At 74.5% G+C, this 22,639-nt stretch carries 17 protein-coding genes and 3 tRNA genes; 11 read left to right on the forward strand and 9 right to left on the reverse strand.

The window, feature by feature from the left end; translation table 11 throughout:
* Positions 1-11 precede the first annotated feature (11 nt).
* Both ACZ4UX_RS28200 and ACZ4UX_RS28205 read left to right on the forward strand, forming a co-directional pair.
* Positions 12-1,133 (forward strand): hypothetical protein, encoded by a 1,122-nt coding sequence (locus ACZ4UX_RS28200; protein ID WP_465708749.1) that lies wholly within the window; start codon positions 12-14, stop codon positions 1,131-1,133.
* A 144-nt stretch (positions 1,134-1,277) separates the two neighbouring features.
* The gene (locus ACZ4UX_RS28205) at positions 1,278-1,613 is read left to right on the forward strand and encodes a hypothetical protein (RefSeq protein WP_352291192.1); all 336 of its coding nucleotides are present in this window, start codon (positions 1,278-1,280) and stop codon (positions 1,611-1,613) included.
* A 35-nt stretch (positions 1,614-1,648) separates the two neighbouring features.
* On the opposite strand, the gene ACZ4UX_RS28210 is transcribed toward ACZ4UX_RS28205, so the two are convergent.
* The 5 genes from ACZ4UX_RS28210 to ACZ4UX_RS28230 form a co-directional block, all read right to left on the reverse strand.
* Positions 1,649-2,497 carry a TIGR02452 family protein gene (locus ACZ4UX_RS28210; protein ID WP_465708750.1) on the reverse strand — a complete coding sequence of 283 codons (849 nt, stop codon included), beginning with the start codon at positions 2,495-2,497 and terminating at the stop codon, positions 1,649-1,651.
* A 155-nt stretch (positions 2,498-2,652) separates the two neighbouring features.
* Positions 2,653-5,037, reverse strand: a complete 2,385-nt coding sequence (locus ACZ4UX_RS28215) for a DEAD/DEAH box helicase (protein WP_465708751.1) — start codon at positions 5,035-5,037, stop codon at positions 2,653-2,655.
* Positions 5,038-5,232: 195 nt separating this feature from the next.
* On the reverse strand, positions 5,233-6,060 hold the full coding sequence (locus tag ACZ4UX_RS28220) for a hypothetical protein (protein ID WP_465708752.1): 828 nt from the start codon (positions 6,058-6,060) through the stop codon (positions 5,233-5,235).
* Between the two features lie 270 nt (positions 6,061-6,330).
* Positions 6,331-6,705 carry a fluoride efflux transporter CrcB gene (crcB, locus tag ACZ4UX_RS28225; RefSeq protein ID WP_465708753.1) on the reverse strand — a complete coding sequence of 125 codons (375 nt, stop codon included), beginning with the start codon at positions 6,703-6,705 and terminating at the stop codon, positions 6,331-6,333.
* A 58-nt stretch (positions 6,706-6,763) separates the two neighbouring features.
* Positions 6,764-7,240 carry a fluoride efflux transporter FluC gene (locus ACZ4UX_RS28230; RefSeq protein WP_465708754.1) on the reverse strand — a complete coding sequence of 159 codons (477 nt, stop codon included), beginning with the start codon at positions 7,238-7,240 and terminating at the stop codon, positions 6,764-6,766.
* Between the two features lie 70 nt (positions 7,241-7,310).
* Here ACZ4UX_RS28230 and ACZ4UX_RS28235 point away from each other — a divergent pair, with 70 nt between their 5' ends.
* The 4 genes from ACZ4UX_RS28235 (at position 7,311) to ACZ4UX_RS28250 (ending at position 8,069) form a co-directional block, all read left to right on the forward strand.
* Entirely contained in the window at positions 7,311-7,652 is a 342-nt protein-coding gene (locus ACZ4UX_RS28235) for a metallopeptidase family protein (protein WP_329489024.1), read from the forward strand.
* Positions 7,653-7,765: 113 nt separating this feature from the next.
* Positions 7,766-7,838 (forward strand) — tRNA-Glu (locus ACZ4UX_RS28240).
* A gap of 56 nt (positions 7,839-7,894) precedes the next feature.
* Positions 7,895-7,968, forward strand: a tRNA-Asp gene (locus ACZ4UX_RS28245).
* Positions 7,969-7,995: 27 nt separating this feature from the next.
* Positions 7,996-8,069, forward strand: a tRNA-Phe gene (locus ACZ4UX_RS28250).
* Between the two features lie 186 nt (positions 8,070-8,255).
* Here the strand turns inward: ACZ4UX_RS28250 and ACZ4UX_RS28255 are convergent.
* Positions 8,256-10,466, reverse strand: coding sequence for an MMPL family transporter (locus ACZ4UX_RS28255; protein ID WP_359805552.1), 2,211 nt, complete (start codon positions 10,464-10,466; stop codon positions 8,256-8,258).
* Positions 10,467-10,731: 265 nt separating this feature from the next.
* On the opposite strand from ACZ4UX_RS28255, the gene ACZ4UX_RS28260 reads away from it, so the two are divergent.
* Together ACZ4UX_RS28260 and ACZ4UX_RS28265 are read left to right on the forward strand one after the other, a co-directional pair.
* Positions 10,732-12,021 carry a sensor histidine kinase gene (locus ACZ4UX_RS28260; protein ID WP_465708755.1) on the forward strand — a complete coding sequence of 430 codons (1,290 nt, stop codon included), beginning with the start codon at positions 10,732-10,734 and terminating at the stop codon, positions 12,019-12,021.
* Positions 12,018-12,734 (forward strand): response regulator, encoded by a 717-nt coding sequence (locus ACZ4UX_RS28265; RefSeq protein WP_465708756.1) that lies wholly within the window; start codon positions 12,018-12,020, stop codon positions 12,732-12,734. The genes ACZ4UX_RS28260 and ACZ4UX_RS28265 overlap by 4 nt, the downstream gene beginning before the upstream one ends.
* Positions 12,735-12,789: 55 nt before the next feature.
* Here ACZ4UX_RS28265 and ACZ4UX_RS28270 read toward each other — a convergent pair whose 3' ends face one another.
* Complete coding sequence (locus ACZ4UX_RS28270) at positions 12,790-14,097, reverse strand: hypothetical protein (protein ID WP_465708757.1); 1,308 nt, start codon at positions 14,095-14,097, stop codon at positions 12,790-12,792.
* A 433-nt stretch (positions 14,098-14,530) separates the two neighbouring features.
* Between ACZ4UX_RS28270 and ACZ4UX_RS28275 the strand changes: the two genes are divergently transcribed.
* Positions 14,531-15,076, forward strand: coding sequence for a Uma2 family endonuclease (locus ACZ4UX_RS28275; RefSeq protein WP_465708758.1), 546 nt, complete (start codon positions 14,531-14,533; stop codon positions 15,074-15,076).
* 32 nt (positions 15,077-15,108) lie between these two features.
* Here ACZ4UX_RS28275 and ACZ4UX_RS28280 read toward each other — a convergent pair whose 3' ends face one another.
* Positions 15,109-16,194, reverse strand: coding sequence for an alpha/beta hydrolase family protein (locus ACZ4UX_RS28280; protein WP_465708759.1), 1,086 nt, complete (start codon positions 16,192-16,194; stop codon positions 15,109-15,111).
* Positions 16,195-16,283: 89 nt separating this feature from the next.
* Positions 16,284-17,204 carry a zinc-binding dehydrogenase gene (locus ACZ4UX_RS28285; protein WP_329489018.1) on the reverse strand — a complete coding sequence of 307 codons (921 nt, stop codon included), beginning with the start codon at positions 17,202-17,204 and terminating at the stop codon, positions 16,284-16,286.
* Positions 17,205-17,393: 189 nt separating this feature from the next.
* On the opposite strand from ACZ4UX_RS28285, the gene ACZ4UX_RS28290 reads away from it, so the two are divergent.
* Positions 17,394-18,365: a LysR family transcriptional regulator gene (locus tag ACZ4UX_RS28290; RefSeq protein ID WP_465708760.1), complete on the forward strand. Its 972-nt coding sequence runs from the start codon at positions 17,394-17,396 to the stop codon at positions 18,363-18,365.
* 184 nt (positions 18,366-18,549) lie between these two features.
* Complete coding sequence (gene hrpA, locus ACZ4UX_RS28295) at positions 18,550-22,551, forward strand: ATP-dependent RNA helicase HrpA (protein ID WP_465708761.1); 4,002 nt, start codon at positions 18,550-18,552, stop codon at positions 22,549-22,551.
* Positions 22,552-22,639: the final 88 nt, after the last annotated feature.

A 22,639-nucleotide genomic window follows, 5' to 3' on the forward strand; every position in this document is an offset into this window, starting at 1 on the left:
TGCTGCGGCGAATGGTGTCCGACCGCATTCCCCCGCACGACGGCTCCCCGGATCCGTCGGTCCGTCAGCAACCGGCCCTCGACCGGGCGACGGCCGAACTGGAGGCGGCCGTCGCGGCCGGCGACGACGAGCGGGTGGCGGCCGCGTTCCAGCGGCTCGGCGGGCTGCTGGGCCCGGCCGGCGAGGCCGAGTCGGCGGCGGTCGGCCCCCGGCTGGCGGCGCTGCTCCCGGAGCTGCCGCCGTTCCCCCGGGCGCGGCTGGCGATGATGGTGGGCGCCTGCGTCGAGCGCGGCGCCGACCCGGTGGCCTGCGCCGGACAGGTGCTGGCGGGCCTGCGCGGAGCGCTGAGCGGCGCGCTGCTGCTGGTCGAGCGCTGGGCCGAGACCGGCGGCGGCGACCTGCCCGACCCGGACGAGGACGACCCGGCCCTGGCGCACGCCCGGATCGAGGACCCGGACCGGCCGGCCGAGTGGCACGCCCACCGGGCGGTGATCGGCTGGTGGACGCTCCACCTGTGGCAGATGGCCTCGTTCGCGGTCTGCACCCATGCGGCGGTCCGCACCGCGGCCCGGGCCGACGGCGTGACGGACGTCCTGCTCGAACTGATCGACCGCTACGGCGAGGGGCAGCACGACCTCAAGGGCCTGACCCACCTGGCGAGGACGCTCGACGACGAGCCGCTGCTGGTGCTGGACCGCCCGAGCGGTACCGGCTACCTGCTGCGGATGGACGGTCTCACCGACAACTTCCAGTTGCACACGCTGCTCGCCGACGTGCTGATCGGCGGCGGACACCTGCCCGGCTCCCCGCCGGACCCGGAGGCCGTCGCGCTCAGCCGGACCGAGGAACTGGACGGACGCCGTCGGGTCACCGCGTACGGCTCGTTCAACCTGGTCGCGCCCGACGGGACGTGGATCTGGAACGAGGGCACGCCGAGCGACATCCCGGTGGTGGACGGCTTCCGCACCCTGGTACTGGAGCCGCAGGCGTACGAGCGCAGTTGGTCGGCGGGCCGGTACATCCAGCAGGTGCCGGGGGACCTCCGGCTGGAGCGGGTGCTGGCACCGGCCGAGGCCGCGGAACGGCTCTCCCGGGCGGCGCGGGCACTGCCGTTCGAGGAGGCCTTCCGGTAGCCGTTCGGACGGCCCCGCCCGGTAGGGGGCGCCCGTCGGCCCGGAGCCGGGCCGGGTTGGAGCCGGGGCCGGATTGGAGCCGGGGCCGGGAGTCCGGCGGGTTAGGGTCGGACGATCCGAGGATGCCGAGGAGTGGAGTCGACGATGGCGCGGATCCCGAACGTGCTCTCGACCGCCGCGCCCGCCGCGCTGACCGCGGCGAGCGGCCTGGTCGGCGGCTACGGCGTCGCCCGGTGGACCGGCCGGCGCGAACTGGGCGGGGCCGTCCTGGCCGTGGCCGGGGCGGGCGCCGCCGCGCAGTGGCACCGCAGCTCGGGCGCGGCCACTGCCGCCGCCCTGACCGGCCTCTACGTGGCGGCCTTCGGCGGCTCGCATCCGCTGGCGAAGAGGATCGGCGCCTGGCCGTCCGTCCTCGCCGTCACCGGCGTGGTCGCCGCCGCCTCGACCGCCGCGAGCGTGCTGGGCTCCCGCCGGAGCTGAGCCGGCCCGCCCGGACCCCGGTGGCGGCCGCCCAATCAGCCGGCCACCGCGCCGAACCTGGCCTCGAAAGCGGCCCGGTTCGGCGAGACGGGCGTGCGGTCCCAGACCGCGAACACGACCCGCTCGAAGGCCGCGCCGTACTGCGCCAGCGCCCCCTCGAAGGCCTCCGCCACCTGTGCCGGGTCGTTGCCGAACACCCCGCAGCCCCAGGCCCCCAGCACCAGCGCGCGCACCTCGTGCCGGACCGCCGCCGCGAGCACCCGGACCGCCCGCTCGGCGAGCACGCCTCGGACGTCCACCTCCGCCGAACGCCGTGCCAACTGGCCGGCGTTGGGCGCCGGCGAGGTCAGGAACGTCACCGGGTAGGGCTCTGCCAGCAGCTCGCCGTCCCCGCCCCGGATCACCGGCACGTCGGGCGAGACGATCACCCGGTGGCTGTACCGCAGGTCGTCACTGGCGCGGTGCGCCGCGTAGTAGTCCGGGGCCTCGCGCAGGCAGGTGTACAGCAGGGCGCTGCGGCAGAGGTCCTCCTCCTGGGCCCGGGCGCCGCGCAGATAGCCGCCGCCCGGGTTGCGCGCCGAGGCGAAGTTGAGCACCCCGACCCGGCCCGCACCGGCCGTCACCAGGCGCCGGGCGGCCGCGATGCTGCCCTCGGCCGTCACCTCGACGGCCGCCGCCCCCGACGCCGCCGGGGCCGGACCGGGCCCGGGCGCCGCCGCCCGCAGCAGCTCGTCCAGCGTCTGCGGCCGGTACGACACCGTCCCCGCCCTGGCCGCCGCCAGTCGCTCCGTCACCTGGACGAGCTCGCCCCCGGCTGCCCGGTAGCTCCCCCGCTCGGCGATCTCCTCGTTCACCACCGCCACGCCATGCAGTCTGCTGCTCATGTCCGTGACCGTAAGGGACGGGGGCGCCCGCGCGCCACAGGTTATTCTCACCAGCAGAACAACGCGGCGACCGGCGGGCGGGGGAACGCGGACGGGCCCGCCCCACCGAAGTGGAGCGGGCCCGTCGGGCGTCGGCGCGGTTGCGCTACGCGGGGTCAGTTCTTCCAGCGCGGCTTGCGGTCGTCGCGGTTGAAGCCACCGGAGTTGAAGCCGCCGGAGCGGCCACCGCGGTCGTCGCCGCGGTCACGGTTGAAGCCGCCGGAGGCCTGCGGGCGGCCACCGGAGCGGTGGTCGTCACGGCGGGAGAACGGACGGCTGCTGCTGCCGGCGGCGCCACGCTCGTCGCGGTCGCGGCCGAAGGCCGGGCGGTCACCGAAGGTGCGGGCCGGACGGTCGCCGAAGGAGCGGCCGCCGCGGTCGTCGCGGTCACGGTTGAAGCCACCGGAGCCACCGCCACGGTTGTCACGGTCGCCGAACGAACGGCCACCGCGGTCGTCACGGTTGAAGCCACCGGAGCCACCGCCACGGTTGTCACGGTCACCGAAGGAACGGCCGCCACGGTCGTCACGGTTGAAGCCACCGGAGCGGCCACCACGGTCGTCGCGGTCACGGTTGAAGCCACCGCCACGGTTGTCACGGTCGCCGAAGGAACGGCCACCGCGGTCGTCACGGTTGAAGCCACCGGAGCCACCGCCACGGTTGTCACGGTCGCCGAAGGAACGGCCGCCACGGTCGTCACGGTTGAAGCCACCGGAGCGGCCACCGCGGTCGTCACGGTCACGGTTGAAGCCACCGCCACGGTTGTCACGGTCGCCGAAGGAACGGCCACCGCGGTCGTCACGGTCGCCGAAGGAACGGCCACCGCGGTCGTCACGGTCACGGTTGTACGCCGGGCGCTCGGTACGCGCCTCGCGGTACGACGGGGCCCGCTCCTCGGTCACGGCGGCGGCCGGGGCGGCCGTCTCCGCGGGAACCTCGACGGCCTCGACAGCCTCGGCGGTCTCGGCCTCGGCGGCGGGCGCCTCGTCCTCGATGCCCAGGTCGGCCCGCTCGCGCGCGGCGCGGGCGGCCAGGCGGTCGGCCTCCTCGCGCAGCTCGGTGGCGCGGCGCTGCGCGCGCTCCAGCTGGCGGGTCATGTCGGCGAGCTCGCGCTCGGCGGCACCGGCGATGCCGGCGGCGCTCTCGGCCTGGACCTCGATCAGCGAACGGGCGCCGGTGATCTTGGCGACCTCGGCGTCGAAGGCGTGGTCGAGGATGTGGCGCGAGGCGTCGACGCCCGCGTCCTCCATCAGGCGGAACACGCCACGGCGCTGGTGCGGCAGCACCAGGGTGACGACGGCGCCGGAGCGACCGGCGCGGGCGGTGCGGCCGGAACGGTGCAGGTAGTCCTTGTGGTCACCGGCCGGGTCCACGTTCAGGACCAGGTCGATGCCGTCGACGTGGATGCCGCGGGCGGCGACGTCGGTCGCGACGACGACGTTGACGTAGCCGTCCTTGAAGTCGCCGAGGACGCGGGTACGGGCGCCCTGGGTCATGCCGCCGTGCAGCGCGTCGGCCTTCACGCCGGCCTCGATGAGCTGCTCGGCGACGCGGTCGGCGCCCATCTGGGTGCGGACGAAGATGATCGTGCGGCCCTTGCGGGCGGCGATCGCGTTGGTGATCGGCGCCTTGTCCTTGGGCTTCACCACGAGGATGTGGTGGGTCATGGTGGTGACCGCGCCGGCCGACGGGTCGACCTCGTGGGTGACCGGGTTCTTCAGGTAGCGCTTGACCAGGGAGTCGATCTCGTTCTCCAGGGTGGCGGAGAACAGCAGGCGCTGGCCGCCGGCCGGCACCTGGTCGAGGATCTCGGTGACCTCGGGCAGGAAGCCCATGTCGGCCATCTGGTCGGCCTCGTCGAGCACGACGGTCTTGACCTCGCCCAGCTTGGCGCTGCCGCGGTTCAGCAGGTCGCGCAGGCGGCCGGGGGTGGCGACGAGGACGTCGACGCCGCGCTCCAGCGCGTAGATCTGGTTCGACATCGAGGTGCCGCCGCAGACGACCTTGAGCTTGAGGCCGAGCACCGAGCCGAACGGCTCCAGCGCGTCGGCGACCTGCATGGCCAGCTCGCGGGTCGGGACGAGGATCAGGCCGCGCGGGTGCTTGGGCTTGGTGCGCTCGCCGCCGGCGAGGCGGGTCAGCAGCGGCAGGCCGAAGCTGAGGGTCTTGCCGGAGCCGGTACGGCCGCGGCCCAGCACGTCCTTGCCGGCCAGCGCGTCCGGGATGGTCGCGGCCTGGATCGGGAACGGGGTGGTGACGCCGCGCTTGGCGAGGGCGCGCACGACGTCGTCGTGCAGGCCCAGGTCGCCGAAGGTGATGGTGGGCTCGGCGGCCTCGGCGCTCTCCTCGGTCGCGGCCTCGTCGGCGGCGTCCTGGTCGGCGGTGGGGTCGATGTCCTGGTCGGCGTCGATCAGCTCGACCTCGGGGGCATCGACGGGGGTGACATCGGCGGCGGACTCGCTCGCGGGCATGGCGAAGCGGGCGTCGTCAACGAGAGACATGCAAAACCTTCCGGAAGTGGCACGCGCCAAAGTCCGGGTTCTGTTTCACAACCGCCTCTATGCGGTCAGCCACGGATCGCCGGTACGCGCCAAGGGCGCCAGATGGGAATTAGGGCGCCAGTCAAATGAATCAAACGAACGATCTACCACCATAGGGGAACCTCGGGATCAAAGGCAAATGCACTGGCCAGCGCCCTAGTGGCCGCCCGAAGCGGCGCTCGGGGCCGAAGATCCGGAGTTGCCGGGCGTGGGCTCGGGCGCCGGCGTGGCGGGCGGGGCGGGGGTGACCGGGCTCGGATCGGGGGAGGCCGACGGCCGGCCGGTCGGGCTCGCCGCCGGCGGGGACGCGGCGCCGCCGCCGGAGCGCCCGTCCCCGGTGCCGCCGGTGGAACCGCCACTGCCGGTGCCTCCGGCCGCCCCCGCACCGCCTGTGCCACCCGTACCGGCCGCCGCCCCGCCGACCGAGGTACCGGTACCCGGTTGGGGTGCGCTACTGGCGTTCACGCCCCCGGCATCACCGTTCGCGCCCGGCGCGTCCTGCCCGGGGACGGCTCCCGGGGCCTCCTCCGCACCGGCGGCCGCACCGTTCGCGCCCGAGGACGCCCCGCCCGCCGCCGCGGTCTGGCCCGCTCCCGGCGTGCTCCCGGGCTGCGCGCTCCCGGAACGCTCCGGCCGCCCGGACGCGCCACCCTGGCGGACGCCGGCCGGCGTGGCCGACGCGCCGCCCGCGGGCTTGCCCACCGTCCCGGCCTGCCCGACCGGGACGGTGCCGTGCTTCTCGTCCGCGCCCGGCCCGACCGACATGCACCCGGTCAGGCCCAGTCCGGCCACCGCCAGCACCGCCGCCGCGCGCACCACGCCGTCGCGCACCGCCACCGCCCTGGGCTTGCGCTCCGGCGCCTGCCGGACCACCACGGCCCGCACCACGACCGGCCGGTCGACCGCCGGACGGACCACCGGCGCCCGACCGGCAGAACGTTCCTCCTGAGCACCCACCTCGCGCACCGAACGCATCGCCGCCACCGAGCTCCCTCTTCCACTGCCCCACCCGGGCCCGGGCCGCCGCCGTCGCGCGCGGCACTTTCGGTGCCCAACGCGCGCCCCGGGCACCGGGACACGGGCCGCCCGACAGGAAGCGCCCGGCGCCATCCACCCGGCGCAACACCACCGGCGCGAACCCCGGCGCTCACCACGGCGCTCACCACGGCGCTCGCCACGACGCCGAACACCGGTACGAGCGCCGGCGGAAGCCCCGACGACCGCGCCGGACCCGCCCGGACCCGCCCGGCCCGCTCAGCCCCAGAGCGCCGAGGCCGCCTCCGCCCCCGCGTACACCGCGGCCAGCCCCGCCGCCACGCTGCCCGCCACGTTGGCCAGCGCGTACCGTCCGGCCCCGCCCTCGGCCAGCCGCAGGGTCTCCCAGGAGAAGGTCGAATAGGTCGTCAGCGCCCCGCAGAAGCCCGTACCGAGCAGGAGTTGGACGTGCGAGGAGGCCGCGCCGGCCACCACGGCCCCGGTCACCAGCCCGAGCACCAGGCAGCCGGCCACGTTCACGGTGAAGGTGCCCCACGGGAACGCCGAGTCGTGCCGGGCCCGCACCGCCCGGTCGGTCAGGTACCGCAGCGGCGCGCCGACCACCGCCCCGGCCACCACCAGCAACCAGTTCACCGCCCCGCCCCCTCCGCCGCCTGAACGGCGGGCGCCGCGGCCGACCCCGCCGGCCGCCTCACCCCGGCCTCCGGACCCCGCCCGGGAGCAGACGGCGCGTCATCCCCGCCGCCACCCGGACCGCGGCCAGCGCCACCAGCAGCGTCAGCCCCAGGTAGGCCGCCCCGGCCCCGGGCCGCCCGTGCGCCAGCAGCTGCCGGATGTCCAGCGCGTACGTGGAGAAGGTGGTGAACCCGCCCAGCACCCCCGTGCCGAAGAACGGCCGGAGCAACGGGTGCGCGGGCCGCCCCTCGGTGACCACCACCAGGAAGACCCCGATCACCGCGCAGCCGGTCCCGTTCACGACCAGCGTGGTCCACGGGAAGCCGGCCGGCCCGGTCGGCCAGAGCAGGCCGGCCCCGTACCGCGCCGACGCCCCGATCGCGCCGCCCAGCGCGACCGCCGCCACCGCGGGCCCCTGCCCGCGCAGCACCGGCTCCCGGCGCGGGGGCACCGCGTCGGCCGCCGCGACCGCCCCGCCCTCCGATGTCGTCATGGGCCCATGAAACACCGGCCTCCACCGCCTGGCACACCGTCACCGCAGACCCGACAATGATCCGGTGGAGATGACCCGGGAAGACTTCGAGACGCTCGTCAGCGACGCCCTCGACCGGATCCCCCCGAAACTCGCGGCCATGATGGACAACGTCGCGGTGTTCGTCGAGGAGGAGCCCGACCCCGCCGACCCGGAGCTCCTCGGCCTCTACGAGGGCACCCCGCTCACCGAGCGCGGCGAGTGGTACGCCGGCGTGCTCCCCGACCGGATCATCATCTACCGGGGCCCGACCCTGCGGCACTGCGAGACCCACGAGCAGGCGGTCGAGGAGGTCCGCACCACGGTCATCCACGAGGTCGCCCACCACTTCGGCTTCGACGACCACGAGCTCGACGAGCTCGGCTGGTCCTGACCGGCCCGCCGGGCCCGCCGCCCGCCCGGGCCGAAGTCGTTTTGGCGATCCGCCCGACATCCCATATGCTTCTCGACGTCCCCGAACGCTGGAAACAGCCGGACAGGCCGCAAGCCCTCATCGTCTAGTGGCCCAGGACGCCGCCCTTTCAAGGCGGTAGCACGGGTTCGAATCCCGTTGGGGGCACAGCAGTACCGTAGTAAAGTGCAGTGCGCAAGACCTATGTGGAGCAATCCACACCAGGTCCCGTGGAGCAGTTGGTTAGCTCGCCACCCTGTCAAGGTGGAGGTCGCGGGTTCAAGTCCCGTCGGGATCGCTCGTCTCGCAAGAGACGGTGCAGTACGGCCAGGTAGCTCAGTTGGTACGAGCGTCCGCCTGAAAAGCGGAAGGTCGCCGGTTCGACCCCGGCCCTGGCCACAGCTGCGAACAGCAGGAAGGCCCCGGAGAGTTCGCTCTCCGGGGCTTTTTGCGTGCCTGCCGCGGCCCTGCCCGGCGGCGCCGGGGCACGCCGACGGGGCGGGTACTCGGATCGAGTACCCGCCCCGTCGGCGGTCTGCTGTGCGGTGTGCGCGCCGGCCCTCCGGCTCCCGGCCGGGAGGGGCCTCAGTAGGCCGAGATCCGCTCGGGTTCCCGCGCGGCGCCGGCCGCCGCGTGCCGGGGGTGGGCGACCGCCGCAGGGCGGGGCCGGACCGGCCACCAGAGGGAGCGGCCCAGGAGGGCGGCCAGGGCGGGGACCAGGACCAGGGACAGCACGAGCGCCGAGAGCATGATGCCGAGCGCCATCGCGAAGGCGACCTGTTCGCTGCCCGGGGTGGTGGCGAGGGTGGCGAAGGAGCCGGCGAGCACCAGTCCGGCCATCGCGATGGCGGGTGTGGTGTGCCGGACCGCTCGGGCCACGGCGCCCCGGGCCGGGCCCGGGCGCTGCATCTCCTCGCGGATCCGGTCGGTGATCAGGATGTTGTAGTCGGTGCCCAGTGCCACCACGAACAGGAACAGCACCAGGGGGAGGGTGAAGCTGATGCCCGGCTCGCCGAGGGCGTGCTGGAAGAGCAGCGTCGCCGCGCCCAGGGTGGCGACGAAACCGAGGCCGACCGAGAGCATCAGGACCACCGGGGCGAGCAGGCTGCGCAGGAGCAGCAGCAGGATCAGCGCGATCAGCGCGGCCGCGACCGGGAAGACGATCCTGAGGTCGTGGTCGACGGCGGCCGAGACGTCGGCGAAGATCGCCGGTGTGCCGCCGACGTGGGCCGTCGTCCCGGCGGGCGTGTGCTGGGCGACCGCGGCCCGGATCGGGCCGGAGGCCAGGTCGCGGGCCTCCGGGCTCTGCGGGTCGACGGTCGGGTAGAGGTCGATCCGGGCGGCGCGGTGGTCCTGGTTCAGCACGGTGGCCGCGACCTGGCCCACGCCGTCGACCCGGGCGAGGGCCCCGGAGAGGCCGGTCAGCCGGTCCGTGCTGAGGGTGCCCCCGTCCGTGACGGTGACGTAGACGCTCGTCGGGTCCGACACGCCGGCCGGCAACGCGTGGGAGATCTCGACCGCGGTGGCCGCCGCCGCGGTCTGCGGGCCGGAGTCGCCCCGGCCGTAGTCCATCCGCAGGCCGATCGTCCCGGCCGCCAGTGCGGCGAGCAGCGTGACGGAGGCGGCCAGCATCAGCAGCGGCCGCCGGGCGACCAGTTCGCCGAAGCGGGCGGCGCGGCGGTCGCGCGGCTCGCGGAGCAGCGCCTTGGAGGGCCAGAACATCTTGCGCCCGGCGACGGCGAGCAGCGCCGGCAGCAGGGTGAGGCTGCCCAGCAGCATCACCAGGACCGCGACGGCTATCGCGGGGCCCATCGAGCGGAACTGCCCGAAGGTGGCCAGGCCCAGCGTGGCGAACGCGGCCACGATGGTCAGCGCCGCCGAGGTGATCGCGGTACCCACCCGGGCGGAGACCTGCGCGGCGGCCTCCCGGGCCGGCTGCTCGGGCCGGGCGCGCAGGTGCTCGCGGAAGCGGAACAGCAGGAACAGCATGTAGTCGATGCCGATGCCGAGCAGGACGACGCTGATCAGCCCCGGGGTGCCCGCGTCCAGCTTGAGCCCGGTGAGCAGGGCGGCCCCCGCGACGGCCCCGCCCGCCACGCCGCCGATCAGGGCGACCGCGAGCAGCGGCAGCACCGCGGCCAGCGCGCTGCGGAACACCAGCACGTTGAGCAGGACGATGAGCCCCATCACCACGGCGCCCCCGACCGTGGACGCGGTCTTGTGGGAGTCGGCGGAGTCGACGGCGTCGGCGAGGCCGCCGGTGAAGCCGGTGCGCATCCCCGCCTCGGCGAACTGCGTCCGGGTGCCGTCCCGGAAGGCCCGGTAGACGCCCTGGACGCCCTGGTCCGCGGCGTTCCCGACCAGCTCGACCGAGAGCAGCTCGAAGCTCCGGTCGGGCGCCACCATCGCCGGGGCGATCCGGGGCGTCTGGGAACGGTCGGGGAGCAGGAACGTCGGCTCGTCGTCCGCCCTGGGCATGGCGACCCGGCGCTTGCCCAGCTTCTCCGCCTCGGCCTCGACCCGCGTCTGGTCCGCCGCGCTGAGGGCCTTGCCGTCGGACCGGGCGACCAGCACCGTCACGACGGTGGCGTCGGGGTTCAGCCCGAACTGCTCCTCGGCGATCCGCATCGCGGCGGCCGAGTCGTAGCTGCGGGGCAGGAAGTCGGCGGTCTGGCTCTGCGTGACGCGGGACATCAGCATCGGGGCCAGCGCGGTCAGGACGACGGCCAGCACGCCCCAGAGGGCGACGACCTTCCAGGGATGTCTGGTGGAGTACCCGGTCAGGGCGCGGATCACGATGTCCTCCGACGGACGGACTTGAGTGCGGATGCCTGCCGGGGACGGACTCCCCGACCGGTCTCAAGACCATCACCGCGCAGGCCCTCCGGGCGTCGTGGCGGCGGATGATCCGCACCGGGGCCCGCGCTCCCGCCCGGGCCCGCACCCAGGACCCTGGTCCTGGTCAGGGCCCCGTCCCCGGCCGTCGGGCGGGTCCGCGCACGGCGGCGGCTGTGCGAGGCTGTCGGGGGGACAGGAGGCCGGACGCAGGGGGAGTACCCAGATGCCCAGGAACCGACGGAGCGGGCCCGGCGATGCCCGGGAGCCGCTGGACGCCGACGGCTTCGAGCCGCCGTGGACCCGCAACGACGCGCTGGTGACCGGCGGGGCCTGCGCGATGAACCTGCTCAGCTACGTGTTCTTCGCCTACCCCGACGGCCGGCACGCCGTGAGCGTGCTCGGGTTCCTCCTCGTCGCGCTGGCGGCCCTGCCGCTGCTCGCCCGGCGCAGCCATCCGGGGGCGGTGCTGGCCGCCGTCCTGGTGCTCGACGCGGCCTCCTCCCTGACGGCGTCACTGCCCGTCCACTTCGGGTCCGTGCTGGTGGTCGCCCTGTTCTCGGCGGCCCGGGCCTGCACCGGCCGGGTGACGGCGGTCGCGGCCGTCGCGACGGTGACGCTGACGCTGCTGAGCCAGAGCCACGGCCGGACGCCGACCTGGGAGGCCACCGTCAGCGCGGTCCTCTCCACCCTGATCGTGGTCGGCACCGCGCTGGCGGTAAACCAGTGGCAGCGGCAGGTGGCGGCCAACCGGCAGCTGCTCGCCGACCGCGCGGTGGCGGACGAACGGCGCCGCATCGCCCGGGAGCTGCACGACATCGTGGCCCACCACATCACCACCATGCAGCTGATGGCCGGGGGCGCCCGGGCCAACCTCGGCCGTCCGGAGGTGGTCCGGGAGGCCCTGGTCACCCTGGAGTCCTCCGGGCGGCTCGCGCTGCGCGAGATGCGCCAACTGCTCGACGTGCTGCGGGCCGGCGACGAACCGGAGGCCGCGCCGTCGCCGCCCCAACCCGGCGCCGACGACCTCGACCGCCTGGTGGGCGAGGCCCGGCTCGGCGGGCTGCCGACCGAGTTCGTCGTCCGCGGGCCGCAGCGTCCGCTGCCGCCGACCGTCGGCCTCACCGTGTTCCGGATCGTCCAGGAGGCCCTCACCAACACCCGCAAGTACGCCGGGCCGGCCCGTGCCTCCGTGCACCTGACGTACCGCCGGGACGGGGTCACCGTCGAGGTGCGGGACGACGGCGGGGGCGCTGCACCGGCGGAGCGGACGCCGGCGACGGGTCCGGGCGGTTACGGCCTGATCGGCATGCGCGAGCGGGTCGCCCTGCACGGCGGCACCCTCACCGTCGGTCCGCAGGCCGGCGGCGGCTTCGCGGTGCTGGCCGACCTGCCGCTGACCGGCAACGACGCGGACGACGCGGCTGAAGCGGCCGACGCGGGTGACACGGCTGACACGGCTGACACGGACCGGACGGCCGGGGCGGCCGTCCGACAGGAAGGGGCGTACCGATGACCTGGACGGGGCCGACGGGGCCGACGACACCGCCGAGGATCAGGGTGCTGATCGTGGACGACCAGCCGCTGGTCCGGCGCGGCCTGTCACTGATCCTCTCCCCCGACCCGTCCTTCGAGGTGGTCGGGGAGGCCGAGAACGGCGCCGAGGCCGTCACCCTCGCCCAACGGCTGCGCCCGGACGTGGTGGTGATGGACATCCGGATGCCCGTCCTCGACGGGGTCGGCGCGACCGGCGAACTCGCCGCCACCGTGCCCGACTGCCGCGTCCTGGCCCTCAGCACCTTCGACCTCGACGAGTACGTGGTGGGCGCCCTGCGCGCCGGCGCCTACGGGTTCCTGCCCAAGGACAGCTCCCCGGAGGACCTCGCCGCGGCGATCCACACCGTCCACGCGGGCGAGGCCGCCGTCGCGCCGCGCCTGCTCACCCGGCTGATCTCCACCTATGTCCGGGCCCCCGGCGGTCCGCAGCCGGCGCCCACCGGTCTGGGCGACCTGACCCCGCGCGAGGTCGAGGTGTGGCGCCTGATGGCCACCGGCCTCGACAACGGCGGGATCTCCCGCGCGCTGGACATCAGCGTCTCCACGGTCAAGAACTACATCACCAGCATCTTCGACAAGCTCGCCGTCCGGGACCGCGCCCAGGCGGTCATCGCGGCCTACGAGTCCGGACTGGTCACCGCGCGGGCGACGGCCGGGGACCAGCCCTGGTAGCACGCGCGGGTGCCTCCCCGGCCGTGGGTCGGGGAGGCACCGGCGCGTCGACGCCTCAGGAGCGGCGGCGCAGGCGGCGGCCGAGGAGGACGGCGCCGGCGCCGAGGGTGGCGAGGACGGCGGCGGCGATCGCGGGGGCGGTGCCGGACCCGGAGCCGGTGGCGGCGAGTTCACCGGTGGTCTGGGCGGCCGGGGCGGCCGCGGCGGGGGCCTGCGGGGCCGGGGCGGCGACCGCGGGGGCGGCGGCCGCGGGGGCGGCGGCCGCGGCGGGGGCGGCGGCCGGCTTGACCTCGGCGGCGGCCTTGACCGCTGCCGGGGCGGTGGGCTTCCTCGTGGCCGGCTTCGCCGCGACGGGCGCAGCGGTGGGCGCTGCGGTGGGCGTCCGGGCCGGTGCGAGGACGGTGACGGTGCTGCCCGCCTCGCACATGGTGGTGCCCTCGAACGGGGTGTCGCCCTCGTTGACGAAGAGGCAGGGGCTGAGCCGGGTGGCCCCGAGCGGGGTGTTCACGTCGTAGGCGACCCGGACCCGGGTGGTCTCGGTCCGGCCGGCGGCGATGCCGGAGTTGCGGCCCTGGAGGTAGACGCCGGACAGTTCGTCGCCGGCTCCGCCGGTGACCTTGGCGAGGGTGTCCCAGGTGCCGTCGGCCTTGCGGATCTGGACGGTGGCGTGGGGGTCGCCGAAGAGCACGTTGCCGAGGTTGACGTAGCCGGACGCGGTGGCATTGGTGAGGACGGCGTCGAACTCGATCGGCGCGCCGCCGGCGATCGCGGTGTCGGGGACGGAGGCGAGGGAGGTGCGGATGGAGTCCACCCCGATCGTCCTGGTCTGCTCGGCGAGCTTGACCCAGCCGCCGGGCGCGGTCACGACGGAGCGCAGGCCGATGGAGTCGAAGCCGCCGTTGGTCGCCCCGTTGTGCGGCAGACCCATGGGCGCGCCGATGCGCAGGTCCACGGTGACCGTCCGGCCGGCCGCGACGGTGATGCCGGGCACGCTGCCCTCGTAGCTGGCCGACTCGGGGCCGGACTGGAACGACAGCGGGACGGACTCCCAGCTGCCGGTCGTGGGGTTCCGGTAGTCGATGGTGATGGCGTCCGACGGGGTGCCGAGCGCGGTGGTGGTGCCCAGTTCGAGCAGGAAGTCGGTGGTCTTCTCGCCGGTGTTGGTGATGGTCTCGGTGAACGCGACCGGCTGCCCGGCGAAGCCGACCGACGCCGGCGCCTGGACCGACAGATTCGCGCCCTTCACCCCGTCGGCGAACGCCTGCGTCGGCAGGGCGAGCGAGCCGCCGAGGGCGACGACTGCGAGCGTGGCGGTGACGGCGGCGGTGCGGCGCGAACGGCTGACGCGGGCGGTGCTGGACATGGTTCCCCCTGGAACGTGCCGGTTGCGGGCATGCCGAGGACAGGCCCGGCGATGCCGGCGAAGACTGGATGTGTGAGTGAGTGGCCGGGACTGGACCGGTGAACCACCGGGTCACGGGCGAAGGATCCCCCCGCCTTCGGAAGGTGGCCCACCTTCCGTGCCTCTCACTGAACTAGACGTGTGACCCCCGCCCGGGTTGCAGATGGATTCGAAGAATCTTCGGGCGATCTCGCTCCACCGGCTCCACCGCAGGTCAACGGCCCTTCGACGGCCCCGGCCGATCGGCGTCCGGAGCACGCGACACCCCGAGCGACCGGCCCCACCCCACCGGACCACGGCCCACCCGACACCCGCCACCCGCAAGGCGCCACCGCCCGACGCTCCCGGAACTAGCCTGAGGAGGCTGCCCGGCACACTCCAGGAGACCGCACCCATGGACCCGAAGCAATTCGCCCTCCTCGACGAAGCCCGCAGGGCGCTGCCCGACGGCTTCAAGGTCGAACTCTCCGGTGACACCATCGTGATGACGGTCGGCCCCTCGGGCATCCACCAGCGGAACCTGCTGCTGATCCGCCGCCAGTTCGACGCGCGCGCCCCGCTGGAGCTGCTGCCGAGCGAGAACACCGACCTGGTCTCACCCGCCGTGGGCAAGAGCCGCAACCCCGACCTCACGTACCTTCCGAGCGAGGTGCTGGAGACCACCGACAACCAGGTGCCGGCCGAGGCCGCCGCCGTCGCCGTCGAACTGGTCTCCCCCTCGAACCCCGAGAACGACTGGGTCGGCAAGGTCCGCGACTACCCCCAGATGGGCATCCCGCTCTATCTGCTGATCGACGCCGGGCAACGGACCGTCACCCTGTTCAGCCGACCCGACGGCACGAAGTACCACCGCCGCGAGGACGTCGACTTCGGCGAGACGCTGCACACCCCCGAGCCGTTCGGCTTCGACCTGGTCACGGGTGACCTGCTGCCGTACTGAGCGGGCCCCGGCGCCGGGGCCCGCGCCGCCCGTCAGGCTGTTCGGGTCGCCGTCGGACGGGTCAGCTCCGTGGTGAGCCAGTCCGCGGTGGCGGGGAGCCAGTCGGCGAGGGCGTTGCCGAGCAGGTGGTTGCCGTGCGGGACGTGCAGGAGTTCGCCCCGGGGTGCCCGGTGGGCCAGTGCCCCGGCGTTGGTGACACCGGGGATCCGGTCCTCGCCGCCCTCGACGACCAGCAGCGGGACGGTGATCTCCGGGGCCAGGGCGGTCAGGTCGACCCGGCGGGCGAAGGCGCGGGCCGCGTCCGCGCTCCCGCAGCGCTGGGTCAGGGTCGCGGTGACGAACGGGACCAGGGCGTCCCAGTCCAGCCGGTAGGGGCCGCTGACCACGGCGGCCGCCCGGATCCGCGGTTCGCGGGCGGCCGTCACCGCCGCGTAGTAGCCGCCCAGGCTGAGCCCGGTCACGCCGATCCGCCCGGTGTCCACGCCCTCCCGGCCGGTGACCGCGTCGATCGCCCGGCCGACCACCCGGTGGTAGTCCGGCTCCGGCGCGGCGGCCCCGGCCAGCACGCCCTGCCCCGGGCCGTCCAGGGCGAGGACGCCCGTACCGCGCGCCAGCAGCGCCTCGGCGACCGCGTGGAACTCCTCCTTGCCGGAGTCCATCCCTGGGACGACGATCACCAGCGGTGCGGGGCCGGGCCCGGCCGGGCGGCGGAGCCAGCCCACGAAGGACTCCCCCTCGATCCGCTCGGCCGTCGGTTCGAGGTGGGCCAGCGCGGCCCGCATCGCCTCGTCCGCCTCGGTGGCGGTCGCGCCGGCCGCCGCGCGGTCGGGGTGCGGGAGCAGGCCGGCGAAGTGGAACCAGCGGGCGGCCCTCCGGTAGGCCTCGCCGGCCGAGACCGACCGGCCCTCGGCGGCGGCGCGGTCGGCGGCGTCGCGGTGCCGCCGGCCGGCCGCCCGGAACGCCTCGGGCCACTCCTGTGCGGAGCGCAGCGCCGAGGTGACCCGGGTGTACTCGTGCGGGTCCAGGCCGGCGCCGGTGGCCCGCGGGCGGTTCTCCTCGACGAGGGCGGCCGGCAGGTCGGGGTGGTCGAGGAAGGACAGGTCGGGGGAGCCGGTCATCGGGGGGCACGCTCATCTCATGGTCGGTGGTGCACGGTCGGGCGGAGTCAGGACGGGCGGTCAGGGCTCTCAGGGCGCGCTCAGGGCGCTCAGGGCAGGGTGAGGACGGCCTTGCCCCGGATCCGCCGCTCCCGCAGATCGGTGAGCACGGCGGCGGTCCGCGCCCAGGGCGCGACCCGGCCGACCTCCGGGGTCAGCCGCCCCTCCCCCACCAGGCGGACCAGGGTGGCGAGGTCCTCACCGTCGGGTACGTCGGAGTCCGTGTAGTGGAAGTGCCGGAGCGTGGCGGACTCCGGCCCGGCGAAGAAGTCGAAGAAGTCGAGCGTGACCGGCGTCCGGGAGGCCTGGCCGAACCAGATCAGCGTGCCCCGGCGGGCCAGCCGGGCGAGCGCGAGCGGCAGGTCGGCGCCGCCCGTCGACTCCAGCACCAGGTCGTACGGGCCGCGGGCCGCGCCCACCGAGTGGACCACCTCCGCCGCACCCAGCTCGACCAGCCGTCGCCCGCGCTCCGCCGAGGCGGTGACCGCGGTCAGCTCCGCACCCGCCGCCGAGGCCAGCTCGGTGACGTAGTGGCCGACGCCCCCGGAGGCGCCGGTGAGCAGCACCCGGCGGCCGGCCAGCGCACCGGCGGTGCGCAGCAGCCGCAGCGCGGTGAGACCGGCCAGCGGCAGGGCGGCGGCGCGGACGGCGTCCAGCCCGTCCGGGATCTCGGCGAGCGAGCCGACCGGCACGCACACGTACTCGGCCCACCCGCCGGCCGGCGGGTGGCCGACGACGCGGCGGCAGACGGCCGGCCCGGAGCCGTCGGCGGCGGCCTGCACGACCAGGCCCGCGATGTCCTTGCCGGGGCGCCAGCCCGGCCGGGGCGCCTCCAGCTGGAACGTCTCGCCACGGTTCACCGCGAACGCCTCGACCTTCACCAGGGCCTCGCCCGGTCCCGGTCGCGGCTGCGTCACCTCCGCGAACGCCACCGTCGCGTCCGCCCGTCCGGTCGGTGTCAGCGCCCTCATGGCCTTCGGCCCTCCGTCTCCCCCTCGCCGGCCGGTCCGGCCGAGCTCGTGGTCCCAGCAGACCGCGACCGCCCGGAGCCGGTCCAACAACCGCTCGGCGGTCCCGACAACCGACCGTTGTCGGGGCCCTCCGGGCAGCGGCAGGCCGTGGGCAGGCCGGGAGGCCGGGAGGCCCTAGGGTGGGCGGCCATGGATCTCGATCTCTCCCAGGTCCGCGCCTTCACCACGGCGGCCGAGGAACTGCACTTCGGCCGTGCCGCCGCCCGGCTGGCGATCAGCCAGCAGGCCCTGTCCAAGCGGATCGCCCGGCTGGAGGCGGCGCTCGGCGCCCGGCTGCTCGACCGCGACCCGCGCGGCGTCGGACTCACCGGGGCCGGGCACCGGTTCCTGGAGCCCGCCCGGCGGCTGCTCGCCCAGGGCGACCGCGCCGTGGCGGCGGTGGCCCGTACCCGGCGCCCGCTGCGCGTCGACGTCTGGGGGCACCTGTACGCGCCGATGCGGACGGTCGCCCGGGCCGTCGACGGGGTGTCCGGGCTGGAGGTGGAGCCCGTCCCGGGGCGGGACCTCCCCTCGGTGGCGGCGGCCCTGCTGCGCGGCGAGTCGGACGCGGGCTTCGGCCGGGTGCACCCGCTGCCCGACGGCCGGGACGCGGGGCTGGCGCACCGGCTGGTCCGGCTGGAGCCGGTGGACGCGCTGCTGAGCACCGACCACCCGCTGGCCGACCGCGACGTGCTGCGCCCGGAGGACCTGCGCTCCGGCGTGCTGCGCTACCCGGCCGCGGTGGACCGGCTGGACTTCCTGACCCGGTTCGCGGACCGCTTCGGCATCGCGGAGCGGGCCGGCTCGACCAATCTGGGCCTGGAGAGCTTCGCCGACCGGATCCGCACCGACCCGTCCTGCTTCTCGCTGCTCCCCGCCGACTGCCCGCTGCCCGGCCCCGCGGGCGGCCCCGGCCGCCCCGGCATCCGGACCGTCCCGCTGGTCGACCCCACCCCGCTCTACGCCTGGTCGCTGCTCTGGCGCGACGGCGACGAACCGGCGGCCCGGCTGGACCCGCTGCTCGGGGCGTTCACCGAGGCGGCCCGGCGCAACCGCTGGCTGGAGTACGACCCGGCCCGTGACTGGCTGCCCGGCCCGGACGAGGCGGCCCTGGACGGCTGACGGCCTCCGGGCGGGCCGTCCTCGGCGCCCCCGGTGCCCGGAGCACCGACCGTCGCCCCGGTCCGCCGCGGTTCTCCGGGCGCCGCCCCGGGCGGGGTTCGCCCGGAGGCCGTGGCGGCTGTGACACTGGAGGGGCTCGAAAACCGAGGTGCGCGCCGCCGCATCTCCTTGCGAACCTAGAGGGATGCCCGCAGTGAGTTCTCCCGCAGTCCAGTCCGCCGACGCGTCCACGGAGGGCGGCGGCCCCGGTATCGGCGAGCTGGCCGCCCGTCTGCCCGAACTGACCCTGCGCGACCAGGTGCGGATCGGGCGGCGGCTGGAGGGCGCCCGGCGGGTCCGCAAGCCCGAGGCCCGGCAGAAGGTCGCCGCCGAGATCGCCCGCGACGTCGAGCGCGCCGAGCTGCTGGTCGCGCAGCGCCGGGCCGCCGTCCCCGAGATCACCTATCCCGCCGAGCTGCCGGTCAGCCAGAAGAAGGACGAGATCCTCGCCGCCATCCGCGACCACCAGGTGGTGATCGTGGCGGGTGAGACCGGCTCCGGCAAGACCACCCAGATCCCGAAGATCTGTCTGGAGCTGGGCCGCGGGGTCCGCGGCCTGGTCGGGCACACCCAGCCCCGCCGGATCGCCGCCCGGACGGTGGCCGAGCGCGTCGCGGAGGAGATGCGCACGCCGCTCGGCGAGGCGGTCGGCTGGAAGGTCCGGTTCACCGACCAGGTCGGCCCGGACACCCTGGTCAAGCTGATGACCGACGGCATCCTGCTCGCCGAGATCCAGACCGACCGTGAGCTGCGCCAGTACGACACCCTGATCATCGACGAGGCGCACGAGCGCAGCCTCAACATCGACTTCATCCTCGGCTACATCAAGCAGCTGCTGCCCCGCCGGCCCGACCTCAAGGTCGTCATCACCTCGGCGACCATCGACCCCGAGCGCTTCGCCCACCACTTCGGCGACGCCCCGATCGTCGAGGTCTCCGGCCGCACCTACCCGGTCGAGGTCCGCTACCGGCCGATCGTCGAGGACGCCGACGACGCGGACGGCGACCACGGCCCCAGCGACGCCGACCGGGACCGCGACCAGATCCAGGCGATCTGCGAGGCCGCCGAGGAGCTCCAGGCCGAGGGCCCCGGCGACATCCTGGTCTTCCTCTCCGGCGAGCGCGAGATCCGCGACACCGCCGACGCCCTCAACAAGCTGAAGCTGAAGTTCACCGAGGTCCTCCCGCTCTACGCCCGGCTGAGTTCGGCGGAGCAGCACAAGGTCTTCCAGCGCTCCAGCTCCCGCCGGATCGTCCTGGCGACCAACGTCGCCGAGACCAGCCTCACCGTCCCGGGCATCAAGTACGTGATCGACCCGGGCACCGCCCGCATCTCCCGCTACAGCCACCGCACCAAGGTGCAGCGGCTGCCGATCGAGGCGATCAGCCAGGCCAGCGCCAACCAGCGCAAGGGCCGCTGCGGCCGTACCTCGGACGGCATCTGCATCCGGCTGTACTCGGAGGAGGACTTCCTCTCCCGCCCCGAGTTCACCGACGCCGAGATCCTGCGCACCAACCTGGCCTCGGTCATCCTCCAGATGACCGCCGCCGGCCTCGGCGACATCGCCGCCTTCCCGTTCCTGGACCCGCCGGACTCCCGCAACATCAAGGACGGCGTCAACCTCCTCCACGAACTCGGCGCCCTCGACCCCGACGAGAAGGACGTCCGCAAGCGCCTCACCCCGCTCGGCCGCCAGCTGGCCCAGCTCCCGGTGGACCCGCGGATGGCCCGGATGGTCCTGGAGGCCGACAAGAACGGCTGTGTCCGCGACGTCATGGTGATCGCCGCCGCGCTCTCCATCCAGGACCCGCGCGAACGCCCCACCGAGAAGCGCCAGGCCGCCGACGACCGGCACCGCCGCTTCCAGTCCGAGACCTCCGACTTCCTCTCCTACCTCGCCATGTGGCGCTACGTGCGGGAGCAGCAGAAGGAGCTCTCCTCCTCGGCCTTCCGCCGGATGTGCAAGGCCGAGTTCCTCAACTACCTGCGGATACGGGAGTGGCAGGACATCTACTCGCAGCTCCGCACGGTCGCCAAACAGCTCGGTGTCACCATCGAGGAGCCCCATCCCGACGCCGAACCGGACGCCGACCGGATCCACCAGTCGCTGCTGGCCGGCCTGCTCTCGCACCTCGGCCTCTACGACGTCGAGAAGCGCGAGTACGGCGGCGCCCGCGGCGCCCGGTTCGCGGTCTTCCCCGGCTCCGGCCTGTTCAAGAAGCCGCCGCGCTGGGTGATGTCCGCCGAGCTGGTCGAGACGTCCCGGCTCTGGGCGCGGATCAACGCGAAGATCGAGCCCGAGTGGGTGGAGCCGCTGGCCGGCCACCTGATCAAGCGCAGCTACAGCGAGCCGCACTGGGAGAAGAAGGCCGGCGCGGTGCTGGCCTACGAGAAGGTGACCCTCTACGGGATGCCGATCGTCGCCCAGCGCAAGGTCAACTACGGCCGGATCGACGCGGAGCTCTGCCGCGAGCTGTTCATCCGCAACGCGCTGGTCGAGGGCGACTGGGAGACCCACCACCGCTTCTTCGCCGAGAACCGCAAGCTGCTCAGCGAGGTCGAGGAGCTGGAGAACCGGGCCCGCCGCCGGGACATCATGGTCGACGACCAGACCCTGTTCGACTTCTACGACAGCCGGCTGCCCGAGGACATCGTCTCCACCCGGCACTTCGACTCCTGGTGGAAGAAGACCCGGCACGACCAGCCGGACCTGCTCAGCTTCGAGAAGTCGATGCTGATCAACGACTCGGCGGACGGCGTCACCGAGGCGGACTACCCGGACTACTGGCAGCAGGGCAAGCTCCGCTTCAAGCTGACCTACCAGTTCGAGCCGGGCAGCGACGCGGACGGCGTGACCGTCCACATCCCGCTCCCGGTGCTCAACCAGGTCACCGCCGAGGGCTTCGACTGGCAGATCCCCGGCCTGCGCGAGGAGCTGGTCACCGCCTACATCCGGGCGCTGCCGAAGGCGATCCGCCGCAACTTCGTCCCGGCCCCGGACTACGCCAAGGCGGCCCTGCGCCAGGTGAAGGACCGCCAGGAGCCCCTGCTGCCCACCCTGGAGCACGTCCTGAAGCGGATGACGGCGATCACCGTCCCGCCGGAGGCCTGGGACGACGAGCGGGTGCCGGACCACCTCAAGGTCACCTTCCGGGTGGTCGACGGCCGCAAGAAGCTCGCCGAGTCCAAGGACCTGGAGGACCTCCGGCTGCAGCTGAAGCCCAAGCTCAAGGAGACCCTCTCCTCGGCCGCCTCGGGCCAGGGCATCGAGCAGTCCGGGCTGACCGCCTGGCCGGCCTCGCTGCCGGTGCTCCAGCGCACCTTCGAGCAGCGCTCGCGCGGCCATTCGCTGCGCGCCTACCCGGCCCTGGTGGACGAGCGGGACACGGTCGGGATCAAGCTCTTCGACACCCCGCAGGCGCAGGCCCAGGCGATGTGGGAGGGCACCCGGCGGCTGCTGATGCTGACCACCAACTCGCCCGCCAAGTCGATCCAGGGCCGGCTGGGCAACCAGGCGAAGCTCGCCCTGTCGTACAACCCGCACGGGTCGATCCCGGCGCTGTTCGAGGACGTGGTGGCCTGCGCCACCGACCGGCTGATGGCCTCGGCCGGCGGACCGGCCTGGGACGAGGCCGCCTTCGGCAAGCTGCACGAGAAGGTCCGCACCGACCTCTACGAACTGTCGGCGGACACCACGCTGAAGACGGCCACCGCGCTGATCGCCTTCCACCGGGCCTCGACCCGGCTGAAGGCGGTGAGCAGCCCGGTGCTGCTGACGGCGGTCAACGACATCCGGCTGCACCTGGCCTCGCTGGTGCACCCCGGGTTCGTCACCGAGGCCGGCTGGCAGCGGCTGCCGGACCTCAAGCGCTACCTGCTGGCGGTGGACCGCCGGCTGGAGGCGCTGCCCAACCACCCGCAGCGGGACGCCCAGCAGCTGCTGAAGGTGCAGCAGGTGCAGCAGGAGTACGGGGAGCTGCTGGCGGCCGTGCCGGCCGGGCAGCAGCCGTCCCCGGCGGTGCTGGCGATCCGCTGGATGATCGAGGAGCTGCGGGTCAGCTTCTTCGCCCAGTCACTGGGTACGCCGACCCCGGTCTCGGAGAAGCGGATCTCGAAGGCGATGGAGGCGGCCAGGGCCACGCTCTGAGCTGGGAGGGGCCCTCAGGAGCCAGTTCGACCTGGGGGCCCACCATGGGCTACAGTCTGTCTTGTTCGCAGCGCAGCAAAGCGAGTGA

The organism is Kitasatospora sp. NPDC028961 (assembly GCF_055564815.1).

Bases quoted from the DNA above. Each gene is read 5' to 3' on its own strand.
- ACZ4UX_RS28275 (WP_465708758.1), top strand. From the start codon at position 14,531: ATGGACCCGAAGCAATTCGCCCTCCTCGACGAAGCCCGCAGGGCGCTG.
- ACZ4UX_RS28265 (WP_465708756.1), top strand. From the start codon at position 12,018: ATGACCTGGACGGGGCCGACGGGGCCGACGACACCGCCGAGGATCAGG.
- ACZ4UX_RS28215 (WP_465708751.1), bottom strand. From the start codon at position 5,037: ATGTCTCTCGTTGACGACGCCCGCTTCGCCATGCCCGCGAGCGAGTCC.
- ACZ4UX_RS28235 (WP_329489024.1), top strand. From the start codon at position 7,311: ATGACCCGGGAAGACTTCGAGACGCTCGTCAGCGACGCCCTCGACCGG.
- ACZ4UX_RS28270 (WP_465708757.1), bottom strand. From the start codon at position 14,097: ATGTCCAGCACCGCCCGCGTCAGCCGTTCGCGCCGCACCGCCGCCGTC.
- ACZ4UX_RS28285 (WP_329489018.1), bottom strand. From the start codon at position 17,204: ATGAGGGCGCTGACACCGACCGGACGGGCGGACGCGACGGTGGCGTTC.
- ACZ4UX_RS28230 (WP_465708754.1), bottom strand. From the start codon at position 7,240: ATGACGACATCGGAGGGCGGGGCGGTCGCGGCGGCCGACGCGGTGCCC.
- ACZ4UX_RS28210 (WP_465708750.1), bottom strand. From the start codon at position 2,497: ATGAGCAGCAGACTGCATGGCGTGGCGGTGGTGAACGAGGAGATCGCC.
- ACZ4UX_RS28260 (WP_465708755.1), top strand. From the start codon at position 10,732: ATGCCCAGGAACCGACGGAGCGGGCCCGGCGATGCCCGGGAGCCGCTG.
- hrpA (WP_465708761.1), top strand. From the start codon at position 18,550: ATGCCCGCAGTGAGTTCTCCCGCAGTCCAGTCCGCCGACGCGTCCACG.
- ACZ4UX_RS28205 (WP_352291192.1), top strand. From the start codon at position 1,278: ATGGCGCGGATCCCGAACGTGCTCTCGACCGCCGCGCCCGCCGCGCTG.
- ACZ4UX_RS28200 (WP_465708749.1), top strand. From the start codon at position 12: ATGGTGTCCGACCGCATTCCCCCGCACGACGGCTCCCCGGATCCGTCG.
- ACZ4UX_RS28290 (WP_465708760.1), top strand. From the start codon at position 17,394: ATGGATCTCGATCTCTCCCAGGTCCGCGCCTTCACCACGGCGGCCGAG.
- ACZ4UX_RS28280 (WP_465708759.1), bottom strand. From the start codon at position 16,194: ATGACCGGCTCCCCCGACCTGTCCTTCCTCGACCACCCCGACCTGCCG.